Here is a 23,069-nt window from a genome sequence, read left to right on the forward strand (position 1 = left end):
GACAAGATGATCGCCGGCGCCGCCGATTTGATGAGCCGCCGCGGCGTCAATGCCACCAGCATGCGCGACGTGGTCCGCCACACGGCGACGCCGCGCGGCTCGATCAGCCACCACTTTCCCGACGGCAAGCGGCAGTTGATCGCCGAAGCCGTGATCTTCGCCGGCGCGGAAGTCGCCACTCCCCTGGAGAAAGCCATGCGCGACCGCGGTGTGATCGACGGCTTGCGGGCCTTTGTCGCCTCCTGGCGCCGCCGCCTGCAGGCGACCGGCTTCGAGGCCGGATGCCCGGTGCTCGCGGTCGCCGTCGACCGCTATGCCGGAGAAGCCTCCGACAAGGATGATGAGGCGGCGCAGCAGCATCTGCTCGACCTCGCCGACGGCGTGTTCACGCAGTGGCGGCAAATCATGCGCGCAGCCTTGCTGCGGGAAGGCTTGGCTGAGGCGCGCGCCGAGCGACTCGCAACCCTCGTCGTCGCCTCGATCGAAGGCACGGTCGCGATGTGCCGGGCCAACCGCAGCACCGATGCGCTCGATCAGGTTCAGGAGGAGCTGGAAACGGCCCTCGCCGCCGCCCTCGCCCGCACCAACGAATAGATTGGAGACGTATCGTGGAAATATCCCGACAACGCGAACTGGCGCGTCATCTTGCCACTCTGCGCCGCGAGGGTCGGCAGCAAAGCGGCCTCGATGAACGGCTGGTCCCGCCCGATGCAGACACGGCGTACCGCGTCGCACGAATGGTGGAAGAGGAGTTGGGCTGGGATGTCGTCGGCTGGAAGATCGCCGGCATGAAGTCCGGGCTGCAGCGCCAGCTTCGCATCTCCACGCCGATCTATGGGCGGGTGTTCGCGCCGCTGATCAAGTCTTCGCCGGCCAGCGTCGAGCACGCCAGGCAATGCAGTCCGATACCCGAAGTGGAGTACCAGGCGCGGCTCGGCGCCGATCTGCCGCCGCGCACGAGGCCCTACACGGCGGACGAGGTCGGCGACGCCGTCGCCTCGCTGCATCCCGGCATCGAGCTCGCAGAGTGCCGCTTCGTTCACGACGCGGCGTTTCCACCAATGCCGGCAATCATGGCCGACGGCTCCGGATCCGGCACGATCGTGATCGGGGCGCCCATCGCGGACTGGCGCAACCGCGACATCGCCAATCAGGACGTGATCCTCAACTGCAACGGCGCCGAGAGGCGTCGCGGTTCCGCTGCAGCGGCGATCGACCATCCGCTACTGCCGCTGGCCTGGCTCGCCAACGAGCTGTCGCGGACCGGCATAGGTCTCAAGGCCGGCCAGACGATCAGCACGGGCACGCTGACCGGAATGCTGCGGCCGAAGGCCGGCGAAACCTACGTCGCCGATTTTGGTCCGCTCGGATCGGTCAGCGCGACCTACAACTGAGGATCTCCGCCGGCCCGCAGCGTAAACCCGGGATTAACACGGGCATCCTAGGTTCAGGAGAATATCCTTCTCCCCGCGCCAATTGCCGGACAGATCAATGAAAATCGGTACGCTCCTGACCACCGCCATCGTTTCGCTCTCAACCGTGGGCGGCGGCCTCGCCGTCTACGTCGCCGTGACGAAGTACCAGACGATGGACCGGATCAGCGAGGCCCAGGGCCGGCTCGCGATCGTCCGCGCCGCCAGCGACATCCCGCGCTACCTCAACCCCGAGCGCGGATTCTCGACCAACATCCTCTACGGACCCGCGACGGTGGACCCGGCGCAGGTGGCCGAACAGGGCAAGCTGCGCAAGCAGACCGACGGCGCGCGCGACAGGATGAACGCGCTGCGCAAGGAATTGCCCGGCTCGTTCGACGACGGCGCCACCATCGGCAGCGAGATCGACGGCATCAATTCGAAGTTCACCGCACTCCGCGAAGCCATCGACAAGGCGATCGCGGGACCTGCGGAGGCCCGCAAGGACGCGGCCCGGAAGGTCGTCGCCGACAACGCCGTTCTCAACGCCGGCGTCACTGCATTGCTCAACGAGCAGGTGCGCCGGATGGCGATCCTGAACGGCGATGCCTACCGGCAGTCGAACTACGCTAACATCGCCATGACGCTACGCGACATCGGCGGCCTCAATGCCAGCGTGCACAAGAACCTCGTGGGCGGCAAGAAGGTCGGAACCGACGCGGAGAAGGCCGACGTCGCCCGCATGCAGGGGCGCAGCGACCAGATCGTGATGTCGCTGATGGAGTTGCGCGGCAACCCGGCGACTCCCGCCAATGTCGGCGCGGCGCTGGAGAACATGAATTCGCGCTACGTCGAGGAATTCGGCCGCGAGCTCAAGCTGGTCAAGGACGGTTCCGTCAGCGGCAAGTATGAGCACGACGTCGACACCTATTACGCGGCTTCGCAAAAGGGCCTCGGCTCCATCATCGGAGTTCGCGACGCGTTCTACGACAACGCCGAGCAGATCCTCGCCGGCGCTTCCTCCGCCGCGCGCACCAGCTTCACCGTCGCGCTGCTCGGCCTTGCCGCCGTTTTGATCGCCAGCGTCGGTCTCATCGTGATGGTTCGCCGCCGCGTCTGCGCGCCGATCGTCCACCTGACCAGCCGCATGTCGCGGCTCGCCGAGGGCGAAGTCGCGGACAGCATCCCGGGCGCCGAGCGCTCCGACGAGATCGGGGCGATGGCCGCGGCCGTCCAGGTCTTCAAGGACAACATGATCCGGGCCGATCGGCTCGCTGCCGAGAAGCAGGCCGAGAATGACGGCAAGATGCGCCGCGCCCAAGCGCTCGACGTGCTCACCCGCGCGTTCGAAGCCAAGGTCACCGAGCTCGTCGGCGGCCTGTCCGAGGCGTCCTCGACCATGGAAAGCACCGCGCAGTCGATGACCTCGACGGCAGCCCAAACCAACAGCCAGGCCGCGGTCGTCGCCGCCGCCTCCCATCAAACCTCGACCAACGTGCAGACCGTCGCCAGCGCCACCGAGGAGCTGACCTCCTCGATCTCCGAGATCGGCCGCCAGGTCGCACAAAGCACGGAGATCGCGGCGCGCGCCGTCGAGAATGCCCGCCGCACCGGCGACACCGCGCGCACGCTCGCCGAAGGCGCGCAGAAGATCGGCGACGTCGTCACGCTGATCCAGAGCATCGCCGAGCAGACCAATCTGCTGGCGCTAAACGCGACCATCGAGGCCGCCCGCGCCGGCGATGCCGGTCGGGGCTTTGCCGTGGTCGCCTCCGAAGTGAAGTCGCTGGCGGGCCAGACCGCTAAGGCCACCACCGAAATCTCCGAGCAGATCGCCGCGATCCAGACCGCGAGCGACGAAACGGTAGCTGCGATCCGCAACGTCGCCGACGTCATCGGCGAGATCGACCAGATCGGCACCGCGATCGCCGCTGCGATCGAGGAACAGGGCTCGGCCACCAAGGAGATCGCCCGCAGCGTCCAGGAAGCCGCCCGCGGCACCCAGGAGGTCAATACCAACATCTCGGGCGTGCAGCGCGCCGCCGACGACACCGGCAGCGCCGCACGGGAAGTGCTCGGCGCCGCCGAGCAGCTCTCGACGCAGTCGCGCGATCTCGCGGGACAGTTCGACCGCTTCCTCGGCGAGGTCAGGGCGGCGTAATATCCGTTACCGAGACAGTCTCGTAGCCGGATGGAGCGCAAGCGTAATCCGGGACGGTGCATCCACGGTGAGGCTTTCCCGGATTTCGCTGCGCTCCATCCGGGCTACGAATATGCGCGGCCGGCCTAATACGGCGGCGCCTTGCGCGCCCGCTGCGCTTTCGCCGCCTCGATCCACCAGGTGAGATCGTCGGCGAAGCGCGGGAACGCACGCTCCAGCGCCTTGCCGCCGTCGCCGATCGGCTCGCCTTCGGCCGACAAGGTCTGCGCGATCGGGCCGACGCCGATGGTGCTCGACACCACGACCATGCCCATCTCCGACAGCGTGCCGTGCCAGGCCGTCGCGGCACGCGCGCCGGAGAGGCGGCCGGCGGAATAGCTGACAATCGCAGCCGGGCGCCAGAACCACTCTTCGAGGAAGTGGTCGGTGAGGTTCTTCAGGCCGGGCTGGATGCCCCAATTGTATTCGCCGGTGACGAAGACGAAACCGTCGGCGCCGCGGATCTGTCCCGCCAGCGTTTCCAGCGCTTCGGGCGCCTCGCCTTTCGGATACTCCTTGTACATGCGATCGAGCATCGGCAGGCCGATCGCCTTGGCATCGATGAAAGTGACATCGTCGCCACGGCCGCGCAGCCGATTAACGACGAAATCCGCAAGGCGGATGCCCATGCGGTCGGAACGGTAGGAACCGTAGAGGACGAGGATGCGGTTGCTCATGACGGCAAGCTAGCATGAAAGCGCCCGATGGCCCTAACTGATCTGCCAGCTAGCGTCCGCGCCCGCGCTCCAGGGTCTGCGACGGCGTCTCGCCAAACTGCTGGCGATACCCCCGGGAGAAGTCGCTGAGATGCCAGAAACCGAAGGCGAGCGCGACGGTCTTGACGCTGTCGGCGCCGGCAAGCAGCCGCTGGCGCACAAGCCACAATCGGCGCAGGCGCAAGTAACGGTGCAGGCTCATGCCGCGATAGCGGCGGACCACGTCGTGCATGGTGCGGACGGAAAGTCCGAGTTTGCGCGCAATCTCCTCACTGTAGATCGGGTGCGAGAGATCGTCGGACAAAAGCGCGCTGATGTCCCGGAATATCCTGAAGTTTCGCTCGTCATTGACGCGCAGGGTCCAGCGCGCCGAGACGACGTCTTCAAGGGCGTGGTCGACGGCTCCGAGCAGGGACTCCTTCATTGCCCTTGCCTTGAGGGGGAGATCCGACGCCTCGATCGGCTCTGAAGCCGCACTCAGCACCTCGCGCACCACACGGCGGAGCCGGTCCAGGCTGGCCGCGGTCGTCTCGAAGATCTTGAAGCTCTGGGCAGGTCTCGGCCAGCCGCGGTCCGTCACTTCCGGCCGAAAGACCACCGAGGCGATTTGCCGCTGCACCTCCTCGATGATGCTGTAGGCCGCGCCGCCGCTGCCGATCACGATCGCCGGACGCGCCCGCTGCGAGCCGTTGAAGCGTATGGGAACGTCGAGGTCGTCCATGGTGAACCCGACCGCCGTGCAATTCTCGACGACCTGCGCGTCGACCACGCGCGGAAACGCGGTCGTCAAGTTCACGTCGCAGCCGGGCAATGACAGAATGATCTGCTCGGCCGAAATCATCCGCACGAACGGCGTGAATTCGAAGTTCAGGCCTCGGATGGCATTCCGGAATTCATCGACGTCGGAAAAGCGAAATACTCTGGGTGCCAACCCGGGCACGTCATCAATGTTGTTCATGGTGATAAGAAACGCTGCGCCGCAATAGACGCGTGTCCCGGCGGCGGTGCCGGGCCCCTACCCCTGCGCTACGCCGAGTCGAGAGAATCAATCTTAAAGTGTCTCGCTCAGTTGGCGGAGGCACGACCGAGAGGACAAGCCGGGATGTCCGATCTCGCCAAATTTCGATAGCGTTTTTTCGACAATTCGGCGCTCAACCCGCACCGGTGACGCGACGCTTAAAATCGAAATTAACGCGCTTAAGGCGCAATGAAACGCGTTAGGTCACCAAAGTTATTTCAAATTCAGGCTCCTGCCATGACGGCAAATTTGCCTGCGGATATTCTGGTTGAGTTGGAATATGCGGTCGCGACGTGTCCGCTGGACCGTTGCGCCCGCATCCTTCAGGGCATTCTGCAACTGCTCGCCGGCAGCCGCGACCGGTCCCAGGAGTTGCTCGCCAACGTAGTCGATGGCGTTCTGCTCCGATTGACGGAGCGGGTCGAAATCAGCGCGTTGGTTCAACTCGGCGCCGCGCTTGCCGATCTCAAGGTGGCTCCGCCGGGGACGTTGCGACGCCTCGCCACCCACAACGATCCCGACGTGGCCTGTCTCGTTCTGCTCAAATCGCAGGCTTTGACCACGTCCGATCTGGAAATGATCGCGATCGCGTGCGGCGAACGCCAACACCTCGCGATCGCCGCACGCGATCGCGGATCGAACCGGCGCTGGCCGACACGCTGGTCGGGCGCGGCGGCCGCGCCGTCCATCTTGCACTGATCGGCAATGCAGGGGCGCAGCTCTCCGATGCCGCCTACCTCGTGCTCGTTGAAAGGTGCGCGAGCGATGACGAACTCACCAAGGCGCTGGCGCTCAGACCGGCGACGCCCGACGAGGTCCTTCGGAAGCTGCTATCGGCCTCACCGACCTCCTCTCGCGCGGAGCCGAAAACTCCTTCCGCCTCGCCTCCGCAAGCGGCTGCACCGGTAGCGCCAAAATTGCCCGGCCCGGCCGCCTATGCGAGCGCGCGGCCGGAGATCGTCGCGCTCAACCGCATCGGCAAGCTCAACGATTCCACCGTGAACCGCTTCGCTATCCGCGGCGAGACCGCCAGTTTGGTCACGGCCTTGTCGCTGCTGTCAGGCACTCCCATCGAGATCGTCGAGCACGTCATGACGGATGGCGATTGCGAAGGCCTCGTCATGGCCTGCCGGGCTTCGCGGCTCAACTGGCAGACCACGCTGGCCATCCTGAGCAACCGCAGCGGAACCCGGCTGTCCTTTGCCGAGCGCGAGCGCGCGCAACATACGTTCGAGACGCTGCTTCTGTCGACCAGTCAGTGGACGGTGCGGTGGGGCGAAATCGCAGCACGCGCAGGTACGGGCGATCCGGGACATCGCACCGCGAAAATGGGGGTTAGCCGATGAAGTTCGATGGTCGCAAGACGTCTCGGGTGAAGATGGACCACCGCCAGCCCGTCAACCTGATGGGCTCAGACGGCACATGGCGGCGCAGCTGCGTCCTGCTCGACGTGTCGCAGACGGGTGCGAAAGTCGAGGTCGAGGGCACGCTGGACGTGCTCCAGGCCAAGGAATTCTTCCTGGTGTTGTCGTCGACCGGCCTCGCCTATCGGCGGTGCGAGCTGGTCTGGATCGACGGCACCACGGCCGGCGTTCACTTCGTCCTGGCGGATGGCAAGAAGAGGCCAGCAAGTGCACCCCCGGCCAAGACGCAGACTGCCCCAGGATAATTGAGCCGAGAGTTCCTCCGCAATTCAGGACATCGCAGGTCAAGGCGTGCAGAACGCGCGAAAAATGCTCCACCCCGCAAAACCGGCCGGCCTCCGTGAGCAGGATCCGGCCCACGGGTTCGTGCATGTCCTGGCCGACACATCCGACAAGCTGGCCGGCGTCTGCTCTATTCTCGAGGAGCGTTTCGCTGTCGTGGGCGAGCGGCTGGATGCCGATGCCAAGCTGTCGCGGATGCCCTCCGCCATCGTCATCCGCGCGGACCTGCGCGATGTCGACAATATCGCGGCGATCAAGAGCCGGGCCGGCAGGCTGGCCAAGGCCGGGAAGCGGATATTTCTGCTCGAGCACTCCTCTCACGTCGGTATCTCGCAGGCCTACGCGCTCGGGGCGACGCTCGTTTTGCCCGGTGCGATCAATCGGACCAGACTGCTGGCCGCGTTGTCCGATCCAGCCGACCCGTCTGCTGTCTCATCGGGCGAGACTGCACGATCCGACAACGCGGTCGAGGCCGCTGCAACCGCGATCGCCTCGATGTTCACGGCGGTCACCCTTGGCCTGCCCCTCGACGTCGACGGTACAAGGGAGGCCGGCCGTCAGATCGCCGATCGCATCACCGAACGGGGGCTGTCGGAATGGCTCACGACGGTACGGCGCCACCACGAGGGAACCTACCAGCACTGCCTGCTCGTGACCGGCGTCGCCATCGACTTCGGCCTGAGCCTCGGCGTCGGAAGAGCCGATCTGGAGCGGCTCTATTCGGCGGCCATGTTCCACGACATCGGAAAGGCCCAGATCCCTCTCGCCATTCTCGACAAGCCAGGACGCCTCGATGCGGAGGAACGAGCCCTGATCGAAACTCATCCGGCCGCCGGCTACGCGTTTCTGAAGGGACACGACAAGATTTCACCGGAGATTCTCGATGCCGTCCGCCATCATCACGAATATCTCGATGGCAGCGGCTATCCCGATGCGCTCTGCGCCGAGAACATTGGTGACCTCGTGCGGATTCTCACGATCTCCGACATCTTCGCAGCCCTCATCGAGCACCGGCATTACAAGCCGACAATGCCTCGTTCCGAGGCCTACGACGTCCTGCGCGGGATGAGTGGAAAGCTGGAGAAAGCGCTCGTGACCTCGTTCAAGGCAGTTGCGCTAACGCGCTAAGGCTCCCGACCCGAGGTGATCGCAGCGCATCGACCCCGGCTAATGCGTGGCGCGATAGCGCGCGCGGCGGGGGATGGACCGGCAGGCCAGCCCTTCGGCCAGCAGCTTCATGTCCTCATGCCGGCCGCTACGAATCAAACGGCCGAACTCCTCGGGTGTGAAAGGAAGGGTTGGATCGTTATCGATCGGGCGCCGCAGCCGCGGGCCGAAGAACCGCAGAACCAGGCTAGCCAGCCGCCGCATGTCAATTCCCTCGCGCCAGCAACAAACCTCTCACGAGGCTTATTGTTCCTGCTAGCGCGACGAGATTGCAAGAGCCAACTGGCGGGTCGTCACCGAAATTTGCAGAACGCGGATTGGCGTCCTAGCCGATCCGCTTCAACGTCTCGATGTCGTTCATGGCGCTCGTCAATGCCCCGTTGCGGTCACGCACGAAGCTCTCGAGATCCGACAGCACGCTGTTGATCATCTGAAGATTCTTGAACATGTCCTCGATCTGGGTCACGATGCTGTCGTAGCCTTCCTGGGTCTGGATCAGCTGGCCCCGGGTGCTGTTGATATTGGCTCCGAGCGACTCGAGGGAGGTTTCCATGCCTCCGATCGACGCATGGGTGCGCGTGAGGCTGCTCTTGGTGTCATTGGCGAGCTTCTTCACCTCCGTCGCCACCACCGAGAAGCCGCGCCCCGCCTCGCCGGCACGCGCGGACTCGATCGTCGCGTTGAGCGCGAGCAGGTTGGTCTGGCCCGCGATCGTGTCGATGATCTTGAGGATGTCGCGCAGCCCGTTCATGGCCTGAGTGAGGCCGGCGAATTCCTGCGACAATGCCGTGGTGTCGGTCGCCTTCGCCGCCGATTGCGCGCTCGCCATGATCACCGAACGGATCTCCTCCACGATCGCGTTGATCGAGGCCGTCTGCTGCAGCGCCCCCTCCACCTTCCCGCTCAACGTGGCGCTGGCGCTCAGATACTCGGTCAGACGCTGCACGATGCCGTCCTTGATCTGGTTCAGGAGGACCATGCGGTTGAGATGCGTGCGCGTGAAATATTCGACGAAATGCGCATAGTGGATCGGGAACAGCTCGATGAAGGGATCGCTCAACGGCTTCTCACTGACGTCGAAGAACACGATCGCCGTCAGTGTCTGGTTGATGTTGATTCCGAACAGCTCGCCGAAGGTCGAGAATCCCGCGACCGGCATCGGCCACATGCCGCTCATGTTGCGGAGCTGGGTCTCGTTGTTGAGGCGGCGCAGGATGCAATCGTTCAGGATCGCGCCGATTGCCGGCGGCTTGTCGCGCAGGAACGACGCGAGGTCGCGCCGGGTCTGGTCGACGAAATCGGTGGCTTCCAGCAGTTCGAGCCTGTCGCCCGAATTCACGTCGCAGAAGAACGAGACGACGCCGCTCTGCGCATCGATGCCGGCGACCGAACGCACGAACAGGTCGCCGCCGACCTCGATGCCGAAGGAGTGCTTCGTCATCATCGACATGACGTTCACCGGGCTCGTGTTCAGCGCCTTTGCGACCGCGGACGCGAACGGCTTGATCTCGCCTCCCTCCAGGACGCCGGAGGCGGTGCGCCGATTGGGATCGGCTCCCATGACGACGAAGGACTTGCCGGTCTTCTTGAAGTTCTGAGTCTTGAAGATGCTGTAGGCCCGGCCCGGCGCCAGCTTCAGGAAGGCGATGAGCGCGTGGTTCTCGAGGATCTGCTTGCCGTCGTAGAGATAGGTATTCTTGAAGTCGAGCTTGCCGCCGGCCGAGCCTCCGACGAAGGCGCACGGAAACTTGCCGCTGCGGTACACCGCTTCCATGAAATAGTTTTCCGAAGCGGAGACGCCGTCCACGAGCGCGAAGGCGATGGTGTCGCGCACGTCCAGCCCAAAGGGCGTCCGGATCGTGCCGAGGTCGCGGGCGATCGCCTCGATCCGCGCATCATGCGCCTTGGACGGCTCTCCCTTGCGGATGTCCTCGTTGTGGAGGCGAACGCTGTGGATGCTGATCGACTGGAACAGATCGGCGGGGAAAACCTGCACGACGACCGACGACCAGCTCGCGCCCGTCGCCTTGTAGAGGGATTGGCCCGCCGAGCACAACTCGCCGGCGGTCGACATCGCGATCACCGGCGTCGAGCCCGCCAGCCTCTGCAGCGACGATATTACGCGCGCGAAGTCGCAATGCGGCGAGATGAATGCGAGCGCGAGCGGCGCGCGCGCCGCTCCGATCACGAAGTCGCTCTCGGAAATATTCTGCAGCCGGTCGTCGCTCTCCAGCACGCGGATCGCGCAAGGCTCGCGGGAGGCCGGCGCCGCATCGGGCGCGTCGGGTACGATCGACGGCGATGCCTGCTTGTGACTTGCCTGGGAAAAGAACGAGAGCATGGCAATATCCTTGTTCGACGCGAGCGACGTCTCGAAGGACGAGATTGCGGATTCGAAATTGCCATTCGGTTAGGAACCACGCCGCGTGGCTGCGTTTGTGCTTGGGATTGCCACCGTAGGACTACGGCACGGCGCGATCCTGCGGGTTCATGATACCGACCGCGGTTGCGATTTTGATATCGATCAAATTCTCGCCCCGCAGCGAATCAAGGCGAAGCGCATGCGCATGTCGGCGCGCATCAATCGGCGGAGCCGACGAAGCGCACGAAGTCGCCGTTGGGCTCGCGGTCGGATCGCACCGCATTCGCGGCGAACCCGTCGTCGGGATCGCGCATCGCGACGCAGGTCATGATGACCTCGTCTTCCGGAATCGTCGCGACCTCGCGCACGATGTCCGAGCGCATGATGCCCTGCCCGTTGATGACCGAACCGAGGCCGCGGTCCCACGCCATGTTGCGGCGACGAACTTCTTCGAGCGGCGCGCCGGTGAGCACGCACGCTGCGGCGTGACTGGACCAGCGCTTCGAATTCCACCTCGCAGAACCTCCCCGCCCTTCATCCGTCGGCGCGACGACGCGGCCGGTTGCCGATGCGGCGCGCAAAATCTATGCTGGCCCACAAGCAAGACCAAGAACCCTCAAGGAGCCACCATGGCCGCGCCACTCGATCCCGTCATCGCCCAGATCATTCCGCTCATGCCGATGCGTGATCCCACGGTCATGACGCCACAGAGCGCCCGCGATTCCTTGCGCGCACTGGCTGCCGCGCGCGCCGCCATTCCGCCGCCGCCGGTCGACAGCGTCGAGGACATCGAGGTGAAAGGCGGCGCCGGCCCGCTTGCTGCGCGGGTCTATCGGATCGGCAGCGCGCCCGCGCCGACCGTGGTGTTCTTCCATGGCGGCGGCTGGGTCGCGGGCGACCTCGAGACCCACGACAGGCAGGCCCGCAACCTTGCGATCGAGACCGGCGCCGTCGTCGTCTCCGTCGACTATCGCCGCCCGCCGGAGACACGCTTTCCCGGCGCCTTCGAGGACGCCTTCGCTGCCGTGCGCGACGTGTTTGGCCGCGTCGCGGAATTTGGCGGCGATGCAAAACACCTCGGCGTTGCCGGCGACAGCGCCGGCGGCAATCTCGCCGCGACCACCGCGATCGCCTGCCGCGATGCCGGAATCACGCTCGCCGCGCAATTGCTCGTCTACCCCGTCACCGACGTCCTCGGCGCTTACGCCGATGCGCGCGAGAACGCGCGCTTTCCCTCGCGCGCCGAGAATGCCGATGGCTACTTCCTGACGCGTGCCACGATGGAGTGGTTTTGCGGCCATTATCTCGCCGATCCCGGCCATGCCCTGGACTGGCGCGTCTCGCCGCTGCGGGCCGCCTCGCTGGCCGGCCTTGCGCCCGCGATCGTGACCACCGCCTGGTTCGATCCCTTGCGCGACGAAGGCGCGGCCTATGCGCGGGCGCTGGAGGCCGCCGGCGTGCGGGTCAAGCATCACGAGGGCCCCGGCCTGATCCATGGCTATTTCGGCATGGGCGATGCCTCGGACGCCGCGCGTGCCGAGGCACAGCGCGCGCGGGCCGACTTCAAGGCCTTGCTGATGCGGGGCGCGTGACGAGCGCTAGACGCTTCGCTTCTGTTGCGCCGCGGTGTGCCCCCACGTCTCGTCCCAATCCTGGCCAGCGGCGTCGATGACGCGGCCGTCGGCTTCGAAGAACTTGTTCGGCACCTGGAACACGGCCAGGATCAGGGCCCCGTCGGGACACCAGGCGGCGTGCCGGCTGCCCGCCTCGCGCCAGATGAATTCGCCGGCCTTGCAGGTAATCCCCTCGGCCGGCCCCTCCTTGTCGACCAGCGCGCCCTCGATCACCCAGCTCTGCTCGATGCCGACATGCTCGTGATCCGGCAGCACCGATCCCGGCGCAAACCGCATCAGGGCGGTCATCAGACCGGTGCGGCGATCGAACAACAGCGTCTTGGCCTCGCACCCCGGAAAGCGCGTGGCCTGCCATTCCATGTCTTGAGGCCGAACCAGGTGAGAATGCTGGTCGGCGGCTTCCTGGTGCTTCGAGGTCACGGCGTCCATCACGATGCTCCGTCCAGCTAAGCTGGCCGAGCCTAGCAGGCTTGCCCGCCGGGGTCAGCGAGCAGTGCAACAGGCCGCCGGCCGACCCGAGGTCCGGCTCCAAAAAACGCCGCACGGTCGGGTCGCAAGCCTTCATCCAGCTTGATTGCGCCACGATTCGCGGCTCCAATCCCTCCGCCATTTCTGGTTTACGGAGAGACCCATGATGAAGCGGATTTTCCTGGCTGCGATCGTTGCCACCTTTGCAGCAGGCTCGGCCTTCGCGGACGACACCTGCGAGAGCAAGGCAGTCGGCAAGGACGGCAAGGCGCTCGCCGGCGCCGCCAAGGCCTCGTTCATGAAGAAGTGCAAGGCCGACGCCTGCACGCCCAAAGCCGTCAGCGCCGACGGCAAGCCGCTCGCCGGCGCCGCCAAAAACAGCTTCATGAAGAAGTGCGAAGTCAGCGCGTAAGAGCGCTGCGACTTCTCGGCTTCTTTGGCGGACAATCGCCAAGCGAACCCGTCATGGCCGGGCTTGTCCCGGCCATCCACGTCCACGCTCAAACAAGAACGTGGATGCCCGGGACAAGCCCGGGCATGACGACACGGAGATGCTTCAGTCCCGCTTGAAGCGATAATCGAACGCATCCCCCAGCGGCCTGATCCACCCCACCGTCGGCGCCGGAAAATGCACCGGCAGGATCAGCGTGTCGGTGTCCGCGACCGACGCGAAGAACTTCCGCCGCGACACCGCCGACTGCTTCGGATCCCAGTCCGGCCGCGCCGACCAGTCGGGCTCGCGGCACTGGATCTGGTGATGCATGAGGTCACCAGCGACCACCGCGCGCTGGCCCTTCGAAAAAATGTTCACGCAGCAATGGCAGGGCGAATGTCCCGGCGTCGGCGTCAGCGTCACGGTGTCGTCGAGTGCGTAATCGTCGTCCACCAGCAGCGCCTGTCCCGCCTCGACGATCGGCAGACAATTGTCGCGAAACACGGTCCCGGGCGGGTTGTTACCCCCAGCGTTCTCCGCCTCCCACGCCGAGTACTCGCCCTTGTGGAAGACGTATTTCGCGTTCGGAAAGGTCGGCACCCAGCGGCCGTCGCGCAGGGTCGTATTCCAGCCGGTGTGATCGATGTGCAGATGGGTACAGAACACGTAGTCGATCTGCTCGAAGGAGATGCCGAGCGCGAACAATTCGTTGCGCCAGCGCCCCTTGCCGGGAAAGTCGAACGGCGGCGGATGGCCCTTGTCCTCGCCGGTGCAGGTATCCACGAGGATCGTATAGCGCGGCGTGCGCACCACGAAGGTTTGGTAGGTGATCACAATCATGCCGCGCGCGGCGTCGAACACCTCCGGCTCCATGGTCGGCAAATGTCGCTTGAAGACTGCCTCGTCGTAGGCCGGAAAGAAATCCTGCGGCCGCCGCCACGGCCCTTCCCGCTCGATCACCGAGTCAATGGTGATGTCACCGATCCGGATTTGCTTCATGGTTGTTCGCTCCCTTTTTGAGGGAGCGTAACAGCCTCGCCGAGGTGTTCAAGTCAGCAGCACCGCACAGGACGCTTGCCGGCGGACTAAAGTCCGCACTCTCAGCATCGTCATTGCGAGCGTAGCGAAGCAATCCAGAGTCTTTTCGCAGAGGCAGTTTGAATTGCTTCGCTACGCTCGCAATGACTGATGAGGCAACACCGCCCGCCCTTGGCGCGCCCGCGCAACCCGCGGGGCTACGACCGCAGCCCCGGCGCTTCCTGCCCGGTGCGCGCGACATATTCCGTGTAGCCGCCACCGAATTGGTGGATGCCTTCCGGCGTCAGCTCCAGCACGCGGTTCGACAGCGTCGCCAGGAAGTGGCGGTCATGCGAGACGAACAGCATGGTGCCTTCGAAATCTGCCAGCGCCGTGATCAGCATCTCCTTGGTGGCGAGGTCGAGATGGTTGGTCGGCTCGTCCAGCACCAGGAAGTTCGGCGGGTCGAACAGCATCTTGGCCATCACGAGCCGTGCCTTCTCGCCGCCCGAGAGCACGCGGCAGCGCTTCTCGACGTCGTCGCCGGAGAAGCCGAAGCAGCCGGCAAGCGCGCGCAAGCTACCCTGCCCCGCGGTCGGAAAGGCGTATTCCAGCGACTCGAACACCGTCTGCTCGCCGTCGAGCAGGTCCATCGCGTGCTGGGCGAAATAGCCCAGCTTGACGCTGCCGCCGACCGCAACCGTGCCCTGGTCCGGCTCGCTCGCGCCCGCGACGAGCTTGAGCAGCGTCGACTTGCCGGCGCCATTGACGCCCATCACGCACCAGCGCTCGCGCCTGCGGATCATGAAATCGAGGCCGTCATAGATGCGCTTGGAGCCGTAGCCCTTGTGCACGCTCTTGAGCGCGACGACGTCCTCGCCCGAGCGCGGTGCCGGCGGGAAGTCGAATGCCACGGTCTGGCGGCGGCGCGGCGGCTCGACCCGCTCGATCTTGTCGAGCTTCTTGACCCGGCTCTGCACCTGCGCCGCATGCGAGGCGCGTGCCTTGAAGCGCTCGATGAACTTGATCTCCTTGGCGAGCATCGCCTGCTGGCGCTCGAATTGCGCCTGCTGCTGCTTCTCGTTCTGCGCGCGCTGCTGCTCGTAGAACTCGTAGTCGCCGGTGTAGGTGGTGAGCGAGCCGGAATCGATCTCGATTACCTTGGAGATCACGCGGTTGATGAACTCGCGGTCATGCGAGGTCATCAGCAAGGTGCCTTCGTAATCGTGCAAGAACTTCTCGAGCCAGATCAGGCTTTCGAGGTCGAGATGGTTGCTCGGCTCGTCGAGCAGCATCACGTCGGGCCGCATCAAGAGAATGCGCGCCAGCGCCACGCGCATTTTCCAGCCGCCGGAGAGCTTGCCGACGTCGCCTTCCATCATCTCCTGGCTGAAGCCGAGGCCGGACAGCGCCTCGCGCGCGCGGCCGTCGAGTGCATAGCCGTCGAGCTCCTCGAAGCGGTGCTGAACCTCGCCGTAACGGGCGATGATCTCGTCCATCTGGTCGGCCTTGTCAGGATCGGCCATGGCGGCCTCGAGCTCGCGCAGCTCGGCCGCGACCTCGCTGACCGGACCGGCGCCATCCATCACCTCGGCCACGGCGCTGCGACCAGACATCTCGCCGACGTCCTGGTTGAAATAGCCGATGGTGATGCCGCGATCGATCGAGACCTGGCCCTCGTCGGGCAGGTCCTGCCCGGCGATCATCCGGAACAGCGTGCTCTTGCCGGCGCCGTTGGGGCCGACGAGCCCGATCTTCTCGCCCTTGTTGAGGGCGGCGGAGGCTTCGATGAACAGGATCTGGTGGCCGGCTTGCTTGCTGACGTTGTCGAGGCGGATCATGACTATCTTTTGGGGGGATTTTTGCGCTGCAGCGTCATATTCCATGCCGGCCGCCAGGGGAAGCCCGGCGGGGTACGGATTTCTGCCCGCGCGGGCGCCAATCGCCGTCGAGACCACCGCAGCGGCGTCCGTCGATCAGGTCTGGCGTGCGTGTACGACGCCCGCGGACATCGTGAAGTCGAACGCCGCGTCCGACGACGGGCATACGACGAGGGCCACGGTCGACCTGCGTGACGGCGGCGCGCGCTCGTCGCGCATCGAAGCCAAGGACGGCAGCAAGGGTTTGACTGCGTCGGCGCCTACACGAAGATCGTCGCACACAAGCGGATCGAATACGCGACGTCGCGCGTGCAGGAGGTAGCGGACCGGAAGGGTGTGGTCACGCCTTCCAACTGCTCGAAAACGCGGTCGTATGACGTTATGTCACTTCGCGTAACCCTGCGATCGGAGCCACGCGATCCGACGCTCACCGTTCATCCAATCGTCAATTTCGGCCTTGCTCGTGAAGCCCGTGATTTCTCGAGGTTCTACGCCCGGGTACTCGGCGATAATCGCCCAGTCGCCCTCTGACTTACGAATTGGTTTGAAGCTTACTTTTACTTTTGCCATGCCCAACTATGCAGGAAAGTGCCGGAAAAGGGAACCTTTCCAAGCACTCATGTTCGTTCCCGCAATCGTTCACCGGTTCGAGCGGCTCTCTCGCCTACAGAACAAAGACACCAACCATAATGAGAAGGGGCCGTCGCCTTCTACTTGAAGTCTCTCGGCTGCTGATGTAAGGTCTGGCATCGATACTGGCCGAACAACTGTTCCGCTTTCGCCTCAGATCCTGACGGCGCGCACGTTTCAGACATTCTCCAACATCGACTAACCGGAACGCTGGCCGCAAGTCAGCGCGCCAGCACTCCTGCGCGTCTACGAAAGAAAGACCTGATGAATACGGGAACGGTGAAGTGGTTTAACAGCCAAAAGGGCTTCGGCTTTATCCAGCCGGCAAACGGAAGCGCCGACGTCTTCGTTCATATCAGCGCGGTCGAACGCGCTGGCATGGGCACCCTGAACGAGGGCCAGACGCTGTCTTATGACGTCGTCGCCGACCGTCGTACGGGCAAGTCCGCTGCCGATAATCTTCGTGCTGCTTAATTAGGAGCACGACAGACCTGCCGCTCTCGCCACGGATGTACTGGCAGAGCTTGTGGTCCTGCCCCGCTCCTGAGTCATCAGGGCGGGGTTTTTGTTTCGCCCTGCAGGCGATTGTGACGTGCGCTACTCGTGGACTGTCGGTCCAGTGGTCGCCTTGCTCGTCGAAGCAGGCGATCCGATCAGCCGTTCATGCCGGAGTCACTCGCCAACTCGCTTATTCAGCTACAAAATCCATCCCAGAGGATTAGAGTGGCCTAGTATTCGATTTTACGAGTCAGGGCGGGAGCCGACGGCATGCGTTACGTCACTCCACGCTAGAGCGGCCGCAACATCGAGGTAACACATGTCGTATGCCTATAAGCTGAATGAAGACGTTCGCCATCAACCCCAAGGTCCGCAAGGACGTGCCACCACCGAACCGCCGATGGTTTATACCATCATTCAACATATGCCGATCGAGTCGGATGGTCGCGTGAGATACCGCATCAGGGCCAAGTCCGAGAAGATCGAGCGAGTCGTTACGGAAGATCAGCTCTCGTATTTTCAATGATCTTCCGACCGCGACCGGCAGCAGATGCGCGCGACCTGAGCGAAGCCGCCAGCCGCAGACCGGCCCCGCCCCGGCAAGACAGGAGGGCTGCTGCCAAAGGCCCCAATAACGATCTCACCGAATGGCGGTCGCGCTCTTCATGAGCGCCACCAACTGGCTTTGCTGGCCGGTGCCGGTCTTGCGAAAGATCTGCTCGAGGTAAGAGCGCGCCGTCGCAAACTTGATGCCGCTCTGTTCTGCCGCCGCCTTGAGTGTCAGGCCGGCGGAGAGGCTCACGGCGAGCTTCGCCTCAGCAGGCGTCAGGTCGAACAGACCCGACAGCAGGCTTGGCGCGGGAACCAGCGCGCTGGGCTTGGCTGGCGTGAACACCAGGATGGTATCCCCGCCGGAAAAGACGTCCCTGGCCGACCGCAACAGGGGTATCACATGAAGAACGCCCGGCGCCGCTTCGCCTGAGCTCGCGATCGGGATCGAGCGAACCGCAGTCGCAGCACCGCCCTGCTCTCGAACGGCGGCTTGCAGCAGCTCGTTGGCACGCCCCTGCGCGACGGTGACCCGGTCACTAGCACCGATGCTGAAGAGATCGGAATGCTGAAGGAAGGAGCTGTTGGTCGCGATCGCCTTGCCATTGGCGCAGACGGTGGCCGCAAGCCCGAGCGCGTCGAGAGCGGCGACGGTTCCCTTGGCACGCTCGATTCCCAGCCGCGCCGCGATCAGGCCGGTGCGCGCCAGATGCGGGCGCAGGGCATTGAGCCGCGCGAGCTCTTCCGGTTCGTACCGGCCTGCGCCGTGCGCCTTCTGGAGCACATAGATTGCCAATTCCCCTGTCGGCATCGGCACGGCCGTGCAGAGATGCGTTCCGATGTCGCGCGCGCGCAAGCGCTGGCGTATTGGATCATTCTCGATTTCCGCGGCTGACAGATAGTCATCGACCTCGACGAAACTGTTCGGCTTGGTATCGCACATTCGAACGACCGAGGTCGAAAAGCGAAGGTCGGGATTGGCGAGGAATTCGCGCAGGAGATCCTGCAGATTGTCGAGCGTCACACCGCTCGCGCCGCCGTCATCACCGAACAGAAACAACGACGAACCGACTGAGCGAGATGTTGCGGCCAGCTCGGATAAAAGTTTCGGCCAGAGTTCAGGAACGAAGGCAGTCTCATAAACGAGATCAATAATTTCCACTGGCATTCCAAGTCATCGGATCGTGCAATGCAGTCAGCTTAGCCGATGGATTTCTCGTCCCGCAAGCTCCGTCAGGGTTCCCGGTGCACGGCTGTCGGCAAGGATGACAGCTCGCCACGTCGATCGACCGATCGGGAAAATGTCGCATGTGGCTCAATTGCCTCAATTCAGAAAAACGGCCCTGTGAGCCTGCCGTCACCGGCATATGCCGGTATCGGCAGTCAGCAGGCTGACCAATCTGGAGCAGTTGCCGATTCATAAGATGAAAGAGCACCGATCTCGCTCTTCGCATCGTGGTCCGATTGCCCTGCAGGTCCTTTATGCCGTCGAAAATGATCGCTGCCCTGAATTTGATCAACCAGGCTCCTCGGCATACCGCTTTCATCCGAAGCCGAGGCTCTTTCCGAAATATCTGTCTGCTTGGTTCCGCACTTGGTGGTTCGCTTGCCTGCGCAGGCGAAGCATATAGCCAGGCCTTCAATGCGACGCCCGCCACTCAGGATGGCAGCGTGACCTACAACCGGGCAAATCCCGATGGTCCGGACACCGAGAGGGTTACGGTCAACACGGCCGGCGCCGTGATAGACCCGCCCGCTGCGGTCATTTCGTGGGCTTTGAACAACAACCAATTCATGTTTCCGGGCCACACCGCAACGTTTCAAGGTGCCCCGGGAAACGGCAACTACGAGGTTCTCAACCGGCTCGATTCAGGCCAGGCCGGAACGTTCGTGATTGACGGCACGATCGTCGGCCGCCTGAGCGCCTTGAATCCGAATGCCGCGGGCACCCTCGCGTTTTCGGTGTCTTCAATCCAGGGACAGTCCATCACTGTCGGCTCCAACGCCGTCTTCGATGTCAATCGCGTGAAGTTCCAAAGCGACCCGAACTATCCCAACGCCGTGACGCCCGTGATCTGGAACGGGACGTTCACGACGCGATCCACGGGCGGCGGTCTCTTCCTGGAGAACTCCGACTTTACGGCCGCCGGCGGCTCGATCGGCAAAAGTCCAGGAGTCAACCTCACGACGCTGGACCTGCAGAACTCCACCTTCCGGCTGGGCAATACGAGCCTCGGACTCGATGCCGTCCAGATGACGTCGAGCATCTTCGTCTTCAATGGAGGAGCATCCACGTCTGCACGCACGCTCACGCAGGGGTTTACCCTCAACGGCATCGAGACGATCAACACTCAGGACTCGCGCAGACTGACGCTCACCGGACCGATCGACGGCGGGGGCTCGCTGATCATCTCGGGTCTCGGGACCACCGTTCTGGCTGGCGCCAACACCTATACCGGCGCGACGAGCGTGATCCAGGGTACGTTGGAGGTGAACGGCTCGATTGCAACCACGGCCAACGTGGCCGTGTATTCCGACAGCACGCTGCAGGTCGACAACAGCGGGGCACTGGGCGCGGCTCCGGTGTCGCTTCCAGAAGGCACACTTCGCACCAATTTCAATGGGAGCTTCACCAACGATCTCACATTCGTGGGCGGGGTCGTCAGTACGATGTCTGCGGCCGCCGGAACGCGGGTCACTCTCGACGGGCCAGTAACCCTGGGTGCCAACGCGACGGCGCGGTTCGGCTCACCCACAGACACCGGCACCATCGTATATCAGCCGGTCATCGGGATCACCGACGTGTCGTCTCAGGTCGTGGTCGCCGGCGGCAGACTGCTGGTGAACGCGTCCCTCACGGCTCCGACGATGACCACGGTCAATTCGGGCGCCACACTCGGCGGCACAGGGTTATTGGGAAATACCACCATCAACGGCGGCGGCGTCTTCGCGCCCGGGCCGCCGGGAGCGCCGGGGTCGATGACGATCTATGGCAATCTGGCCTTCCAATCCGGCGCCATCTACCTAATTCAGGTCACCCCCGGCGCGTCGTCAAGAGCTCAGGTCGTCGGAACGGCCAATCTGACCGGCGGCAGCGTGCAGACGGTTTTCTCGCCTGGCAGCTACATCAGTCGCCAATACACCATCCTGACCGCACAAGGCGGGTTCGGCGGCACGACCTTCTCCGGCGTGAGCGGTGCTCCCGGATTTCAGCAAAGCCTGAGCTACACCGCGACTGATGTCATCCTGAACCTCACCGCCACGCTCGGCAATGGTTCTGCATTCAATCAGAACCAGCAGAACGTCCTGAACACCGTCAACAACTTCTTCAACAGCGGCGGCGCCCTGCCCGCCGCGTTCGGCAGTCTCTTCGGCCTCACCGGCGCGAACCTCGGCAATGCGCTCACGACCTTGTCCGGCGAGATCGCCACCGGCTCGCAGCAATCCACCTTCGACGCAATGAGCCAGTTCATGGGCGTGCTCACCGACCCCTTCATCGGCGGTCGCGGCAATCCGATCAGCGGCGGCGGCAATCCAAACGCCTTCGCGAACGAAGACGAACGCGCGACATCGCGTTCGGGCAGCGAGCGCGACGCCTATGCGGCGATCTCCACCAAGGCGCCGCTGGCGGCCTCGCCCTTTGCGCAGCGCTGGGCCGTCTGGGAAGCGGGCTTCGGCGGATCGCAACGCACCGACGGCAATGGCGCGGTGGGCTCCAACAACACAAGCAGCAACCTCTACGGCGTCGCCGTCGGTGCCGACTATCGCTTCTCGCCGGACACGATCGCAGGCTTTGCGCTGGCCGGCGGCGGCACCAATTTCAGCGTCAACGGTCTCGGCTCCGGCCGCTCCGACCTGTTCCAGGCCGGCGGCTTCATCCGGCACAATGCGGGAGCGGCCTACATCACCGCCGCGCTCGCCTATGGCTGGCAGGACATCACCACCGATCGCGCCGTGACGATCGCAGGCCTTGATCGCTTGCGTGCACGTTTCCACGCCAACGCATGGTCGGGGCGCGTCGAAGGCGGCTATCGCATCGTCGGCCTCGGCGTCGGCTGGACGCCCTATGCGGCCGGACAGTTCACCACCTTCGACCTGCCGGCCTACGCCGAGCAGGCCGATTCCGGCTCCAACGTGTTTGCCCTAAGCTACGCGGCCAGAACCGTCACGGCGCCGCGCAGCGAACTTGGCCTTCGCACCGACAAATCGTTCGCGATGGAAGACGGCATCTTCACCCTGCGCGGCCGTGCCGCCTGGGCGTACAATTTCAACACGGACCGCAACGCGCTGCCGACCTTCCAGGCCCTCCCCGGCGCATCCTTCGTCGTCAACGGGGCGGCCCAGGCCGCGAACGCCGCACTCGTCACGGCAGCCGCCGAGATGAAGTGGATCAATGGCTGGTCGGTCGCGACCACGTTCGACGGCGAGTTCTCGAACGTCACGCAGTCCTACGCCGGCAAGGGCATCGTGCGATACGCGTGGTGATGGGGCCGCGGCGCGCTAAGCCTTCCGCATCAGTTTGAGCGAAGCCGCCAGCCGCAAGCTGCGCTTTCCCGCCAGCGCGATGCCTTCGAGCTCGCCGCTGTCGTCCGTGCAGGTGCCGGAGAAGCCGATCCCGACCTCGAAGCCGCCGAACACGGGGTTTTCGCCTTTTGCCGGCGTGTGCTCCTGGTTCAGCATCTCGCCCTTCCAGCGGCCGTCCGCCGAGGAGTAGGAGCCGAGATAGTAGAACGAGGCATCGCCGCCGAGGATGCGGCCGTCGATCAGCAGCATCACGCCGGAAAGGCCAGCATCGACGCCGTCGAGGGCTCGCAGGCTCATCCCGTAGAGCCCGTTGGCGATGCCGCCCTGCCCGATCGTGCCGCGCGGCGGCAGCGCCCCGTCATCGAGCCGGGTGAGATTGGCCCAGAAATGGGCGCCGGGCATGGTGTTCGCGCCGCCCTGCAGACGGATCTCGTTGCCGATCAGCCGGCCGCGCGCGCCGATCGCGGCGACGTCCGCCCCCATCAGCGGCTTGTAGTTGGGATCGAGATTATGCCGCTCGGTGATGACCTCGGCGACGATCTCGCCGCCCTGCTCGGCATAGGTGCCGAGATGCGCAAAGCCGGAATTGCCGCCCAGCATCTTGCCGTCATGCAGGCACATGATGCTGCGCCCGAACGCATCATTGACGCCGTATTCAACCTTGTACAGTCCGTCCAGCAACGCAATCAGCCCACAAAACCGAAAAGGAATCGTGGGCTACCTAGCACTGCCGCCGCAGCTCGGCCACCCGGCTTTTGCGCGCAGGGGGCTTGCGGGCCCCCGGGCGGCCTCGAAGCCCTCATCCCCTGCCTTGCGCCCGGCGCGGCCGTCCATTTCGCCTAATCAGCAGCGAGC

The 23,069-nt window shown here is 64.5% G+C and carries 20 protein-coding genes and 2 pseudogenes; 12 read left to right on the forward strand and 10 right to left on the reverse strand.

What is annotated here, in order from left to right; all coding sequences use genetic code 11:
- Window positions 1–6: 6 nt before the first annotated feature.
- The 3 genes from QRQ56_RS08270 to QRQ56_RS08280 all read left to right on the forward strand — a co-directional run bounded on the left by QRQ56_RS08270 (window position 7) and on the right by QRQ56_RS08280 (window position 3,573).
- A complete protein-coding gene (locus tag QRQ56_RS08270; protein WP_438739023.1) occupies window positions 7–594 on the forward strand; it encodes a TetR/AcrR family transcriptional regulator in 588 nt (195 codons plus the stop codon).
- Window positions 595–608: 14 nt separating this feature from the next.
- The gene (locus QRQ56_RS08275) at window positions 609–1,394 is read left to right on the forward strand and encodes a 2-keto-4-pentenoate hydratase (protein ID WP_438739024.1); all 786 of its coding nucleotides are present in this window, start codon (window positions 609–611) and stop codon (window positions 1,392–1,394) included.
- 97 nt (window positions 1,395–1,491) lie between these two features.
- Window positions 1,492–3,573: a methyl-accepting chemotaxis protein gene (locus tag QRQ56_RS08280; RefSeq protein WP_438739025.1), complete on the forward strand. Its 2,082-nt coding sequence runs from the start codon at window positions 1,492–1,494 to the stop codon at window positions 3,571–3,573.
- A 125-nt stretch (window positions 3,574–3,698) separates the two neighbouring features.
- Here the strand turns inward: QRQ56_RS08280 and QRQ56_RS08285 are convergent, their stop codons facing one another.
- Together QRQ56_RS08285 and QRQ56_RS08290 are read right to left on the reverse strand one after the other, a co-directional pair.
- Window positions 3,699–4,289 (reverse strand): NADPH-dependent FMN reductase, encoded by a 591-nt coding sequence (locus QRQ56_RS08285; protein ID WP_438739027.1) that lies wholly within the window; start codon window positions 4,287–4,289, stop codon window positions 3,699–3,701.
- Window positions 4,290–4,338: 49 nt separating this feature from the next.
- Window positions 4,339–5,286 (reverse strand): helix-turn-helix domain-containing protein, encoded by a 948-nt coding sequence (locus QRQ56_RS08290; protein ID WP_438739028.1) that lies wholly within the window; start codon window positions 5,284–5,286, stop codon window positions 4,339–4,341.
- Window positions 5,287–5,583: 297 nt separating this feature from the next.
- Between QRQ56_RS08290 and QRQ56_RS08295 the strand changes: the two are divergent.
- From QRQ56_RS08295 to QRQ56_RS08305, 3 genes and pseudogenes are all read left to right on the forward strand, one after another.
- Window positions 5,584–6,692, forward strand: a pseudogene (locus tag QRQ56_RS08295) (DUF2336 domain-containing protein).
- A complete protein-coding gene (locus tag QRQ56_RS08300) occupies window positions 6,689–7,015 on the forward strand; it encodes a PilZ domain-containing protein (protein ID WP_438739029.1) in 327 nt (108 codons plus the stop codon). Before QRQ56_RS08295 ends, QRQ56_RS08300 begins: the two are co-directional and overlap by 4 nt.
- Before the next feature lie 46 nt (window positions 7,016–7,061).
- Window positions 7,062–8,180 carry an HD-GYP domain-containing protein gene (locus QRQ56_RS08305; protein WP_438739030.1) on the forward strand — a complete coding sequence of 373 codons (1,119 nt, stop codon included), beginning with the start codon at window positions 7,062–7,064 and terminating at the stop codon, window positions 8,178–8,180.
- Window positions 8,181–8,219: 39 nt separating this feature from the next.
- Here the strand turns inward: QRQ56_RS08305 and QRQ56_RS08310 are convergent, their stop codons facing one another.
- The 3 genes from QRQ56_RS08310 to QRQ56_RS08320 all read right to left on the reverse strand — a co-directional run bounded on the left by QRQ56_RS08310 (window position 8,220) and on the right by QRQ56_RS08320 (window position 11,054).
- A complete protein-coding gene (locus QRQ56_RS08310; protein ID WP_438739031.1) occupies window positions 8,220–8,423 on the reverse strand; it encodes a hypothetical protein in 204 nt (67 codons plus the stop codon).
- Window positions 8,424–8,544: 121 nt separating this feature from the next.
- On the reverse strand, window positions 8,545–10,560 hold the full coding sequence (locus QRQ56_RS08315) for an FIST N-terminal domain-containing protein (RefSeq protein ID WP_438739032.1): 2,016 nt from the start codon (window positions 10,558–10,560) through the stop codon (window positions 8,545–8,547).
- 239 nt (window positions 10,561–10,799) lie between these two features.
- Entirely contained in the window at window positions 10,800–11,054 is a 255-nt protein-coding gene (locus QRQ56_RS08320) for a hypothetical protein (RefSeq protein WP_438739033.1), read from the reverse strand.
- A gap of 156 nt (window positions 11,055–11,210) precedes the next feature.
- Between QRQ56_RS08320 and QRQ56_RS08325 the strand changes: the two genes are divergently transcribed.
- Window positions 11,211–12,173 (forward strand): alpha/beta hydrolase, encoded by a 963-nt coding sequence (locus QRQ56_RS08325; protein WP_438739035.1) that lies wholly within the window; start codon window positions 11,211–11,213, stop codon window positions 12,171–12,173.
- Between the two features lie 6 nt (window positions 12,174–12,179).
- Here QRQ56_RS08325 and QRQ56_RS08330 read toward each other — a convergent pair whose 3' ends face one another.
- Window positions 12,180–12,644 carry a cupin domain-containing protein gene (locus QRQ56_RS08330; protein ID WP_438739036.1) on the reverse strand — a complete coding sequence of 155 codons (465 nt, stop codon included), beginning with the start codon at window positions 12,642–12,644 and terminating at the stop codon, window positions 12,180–12,182.
- A 202-nt stretch (window positions 12,645–12,846) separates the two neighbouring features.
- Here QRQ56_RS08330 and QRQ56_RS08335 point away from each other — a divergent pair, with 202 nt between their 5' ends.
- The gene (locus QRQ56_RS08335) at window positions 12,847–13,095 is read left to right on the forward strand and encodes a hypothetical protein (protein ID WP_438739038.1); all 249 of its coding nucleotides are present in this window, start codon (window positions 12,847–12,849) and stop codon (window positions 13,093–13,095) included.
- Between the two features lie 144 nt (window positions 13,096–13,239).
- On the opposite strand, the gene QRQ56_RS08340 is transcribed toward QRQ56_RS08335, so the two are convergent.
- Both QRQ56_RS08340 and QRQ56_RS08345 read right to left on the reverse strand, forming a co-directional pair.
- Entirely contained in the window at window positions 13,240–14,115 is an 876-nt protein-coding gene (locus tag QRQ56_RS08340; RefSeq protein ID WP_438739039.1) for an MBL fold metallo-hydrolase, read from the reverse strand.
- 236 nt (window positions 14,116–14,351) lie between these two features.
- The gene (locus QRQ56_RS08345) at window positions 14,352–15,974 is read right to left on the reverse strand and encodes an ABC-F family ATP-binding cassette domain-containing protein (RefSeq protein ID WP_438739041.1); all 1,623 of its coding nucleotides are present in this window, start codon (window positions 15,972–15,974) and stop codon (window positions 14,352–14,354) included.
- A gap of 43 nt (window positions 15,975–16,017) precedes the next feature.
- Between QRQ56_RS08345 and QRQ56_RS08350 the strand changes: the two are divergent.
- The 3 genes and pseudogenes from QRQ56_RS08350 to QRQ56_RS08360 all read left to right on the forward strand — a co-directional run.
- A pseudogene (locus QRQ56_RS08350) lies at window positions 16,018–16,313 on the forward strand (SRPBCC domain-containing protein); the annotation flags it as partial.
- Window positions 16,314–16,907: 594 nt separating this feature from the next.
- Complete coding sequence (locus QRQ56_RS08355; protein ID WP_438739043.1) at window positions 16,908–17,117, forward strand: cold-shock protein; 210 nt, start codon at window positions 16,908–16,910, stop codon at window positions 17,115–17,117.
- Between the two features lie 343 nt (window positions 17,118–17,460).
- Window positions 17,461–17,667: a hypothetical protein gene (locus QRQ56_RS08360; RefSeq protein ID WP_438739044.1), complete on the forward strand. Its 207-nt coding sequence runs from the start codon at window positions 17,461–17,463 to the stop codon at window positions 17,665–17,667.
- Window positions 17,668–17,781: 114 nt separating this feature from the next.
- Here QRQ56_RS08360 and QRQ56_RS08365 read toward each other — a convergent pair whose 3' ends face one another.
- A complete protein-coding gene (locus QRQ56_RS08365; protein WP_438739045.1) occupies window positions 17,782–18,750 on the reverse strand; it encodes a helix-turn-helix transcriptional regulator in 969 nt (322 codons plus the stop codon).
- Window positions 18,751–19,361: 611 nt separating this feature from the next.
- On the opposite strand from QRQ56_RS08365, the gene QRQ56_RS08370 reads away from it, so the two are divergent.
- The gene (locus QRQ56_RS08370) at window positions 19,362–22,175 is read left to right on the forward strand and encodes an autotransporter domain-containing protein (protein ID WP_438739047.1); all 2,814 of its coding nucleotides are present in this window, start codon (window positions 19,362–19,364) and stop codon (window positions 22,173–22,175) included.
- A 15-nt stretch (window positions 22,176–22,190) separates the two neighbouring features.
- Here QRQ56_RS08370 and QRQ56_RS08375 read toward each other — a convergent pair whose 3' ends face one another.
- Entirely contained in the window at window positions 22,191–22,895 is a 705-nt protein-coding gene (locus QRQ56_RS08375) for a GrlR family regulatory protein (protein ID WP_438739048.1), read from the reverse strand.
- Window positions 22,896–23,069 lie beyond the last annotated feature (174 nt).

Origin of the sequence: Bradyrhizobium sp. U531, from assembly GCF_051710265.1 — a bacterium.
Taxonomy (GTDB): Bacteria; Pseudomonadota; Alphaproteobacteria; order Rhizobiales; family Xanthobacteraceae; genus Bradyrhizobium.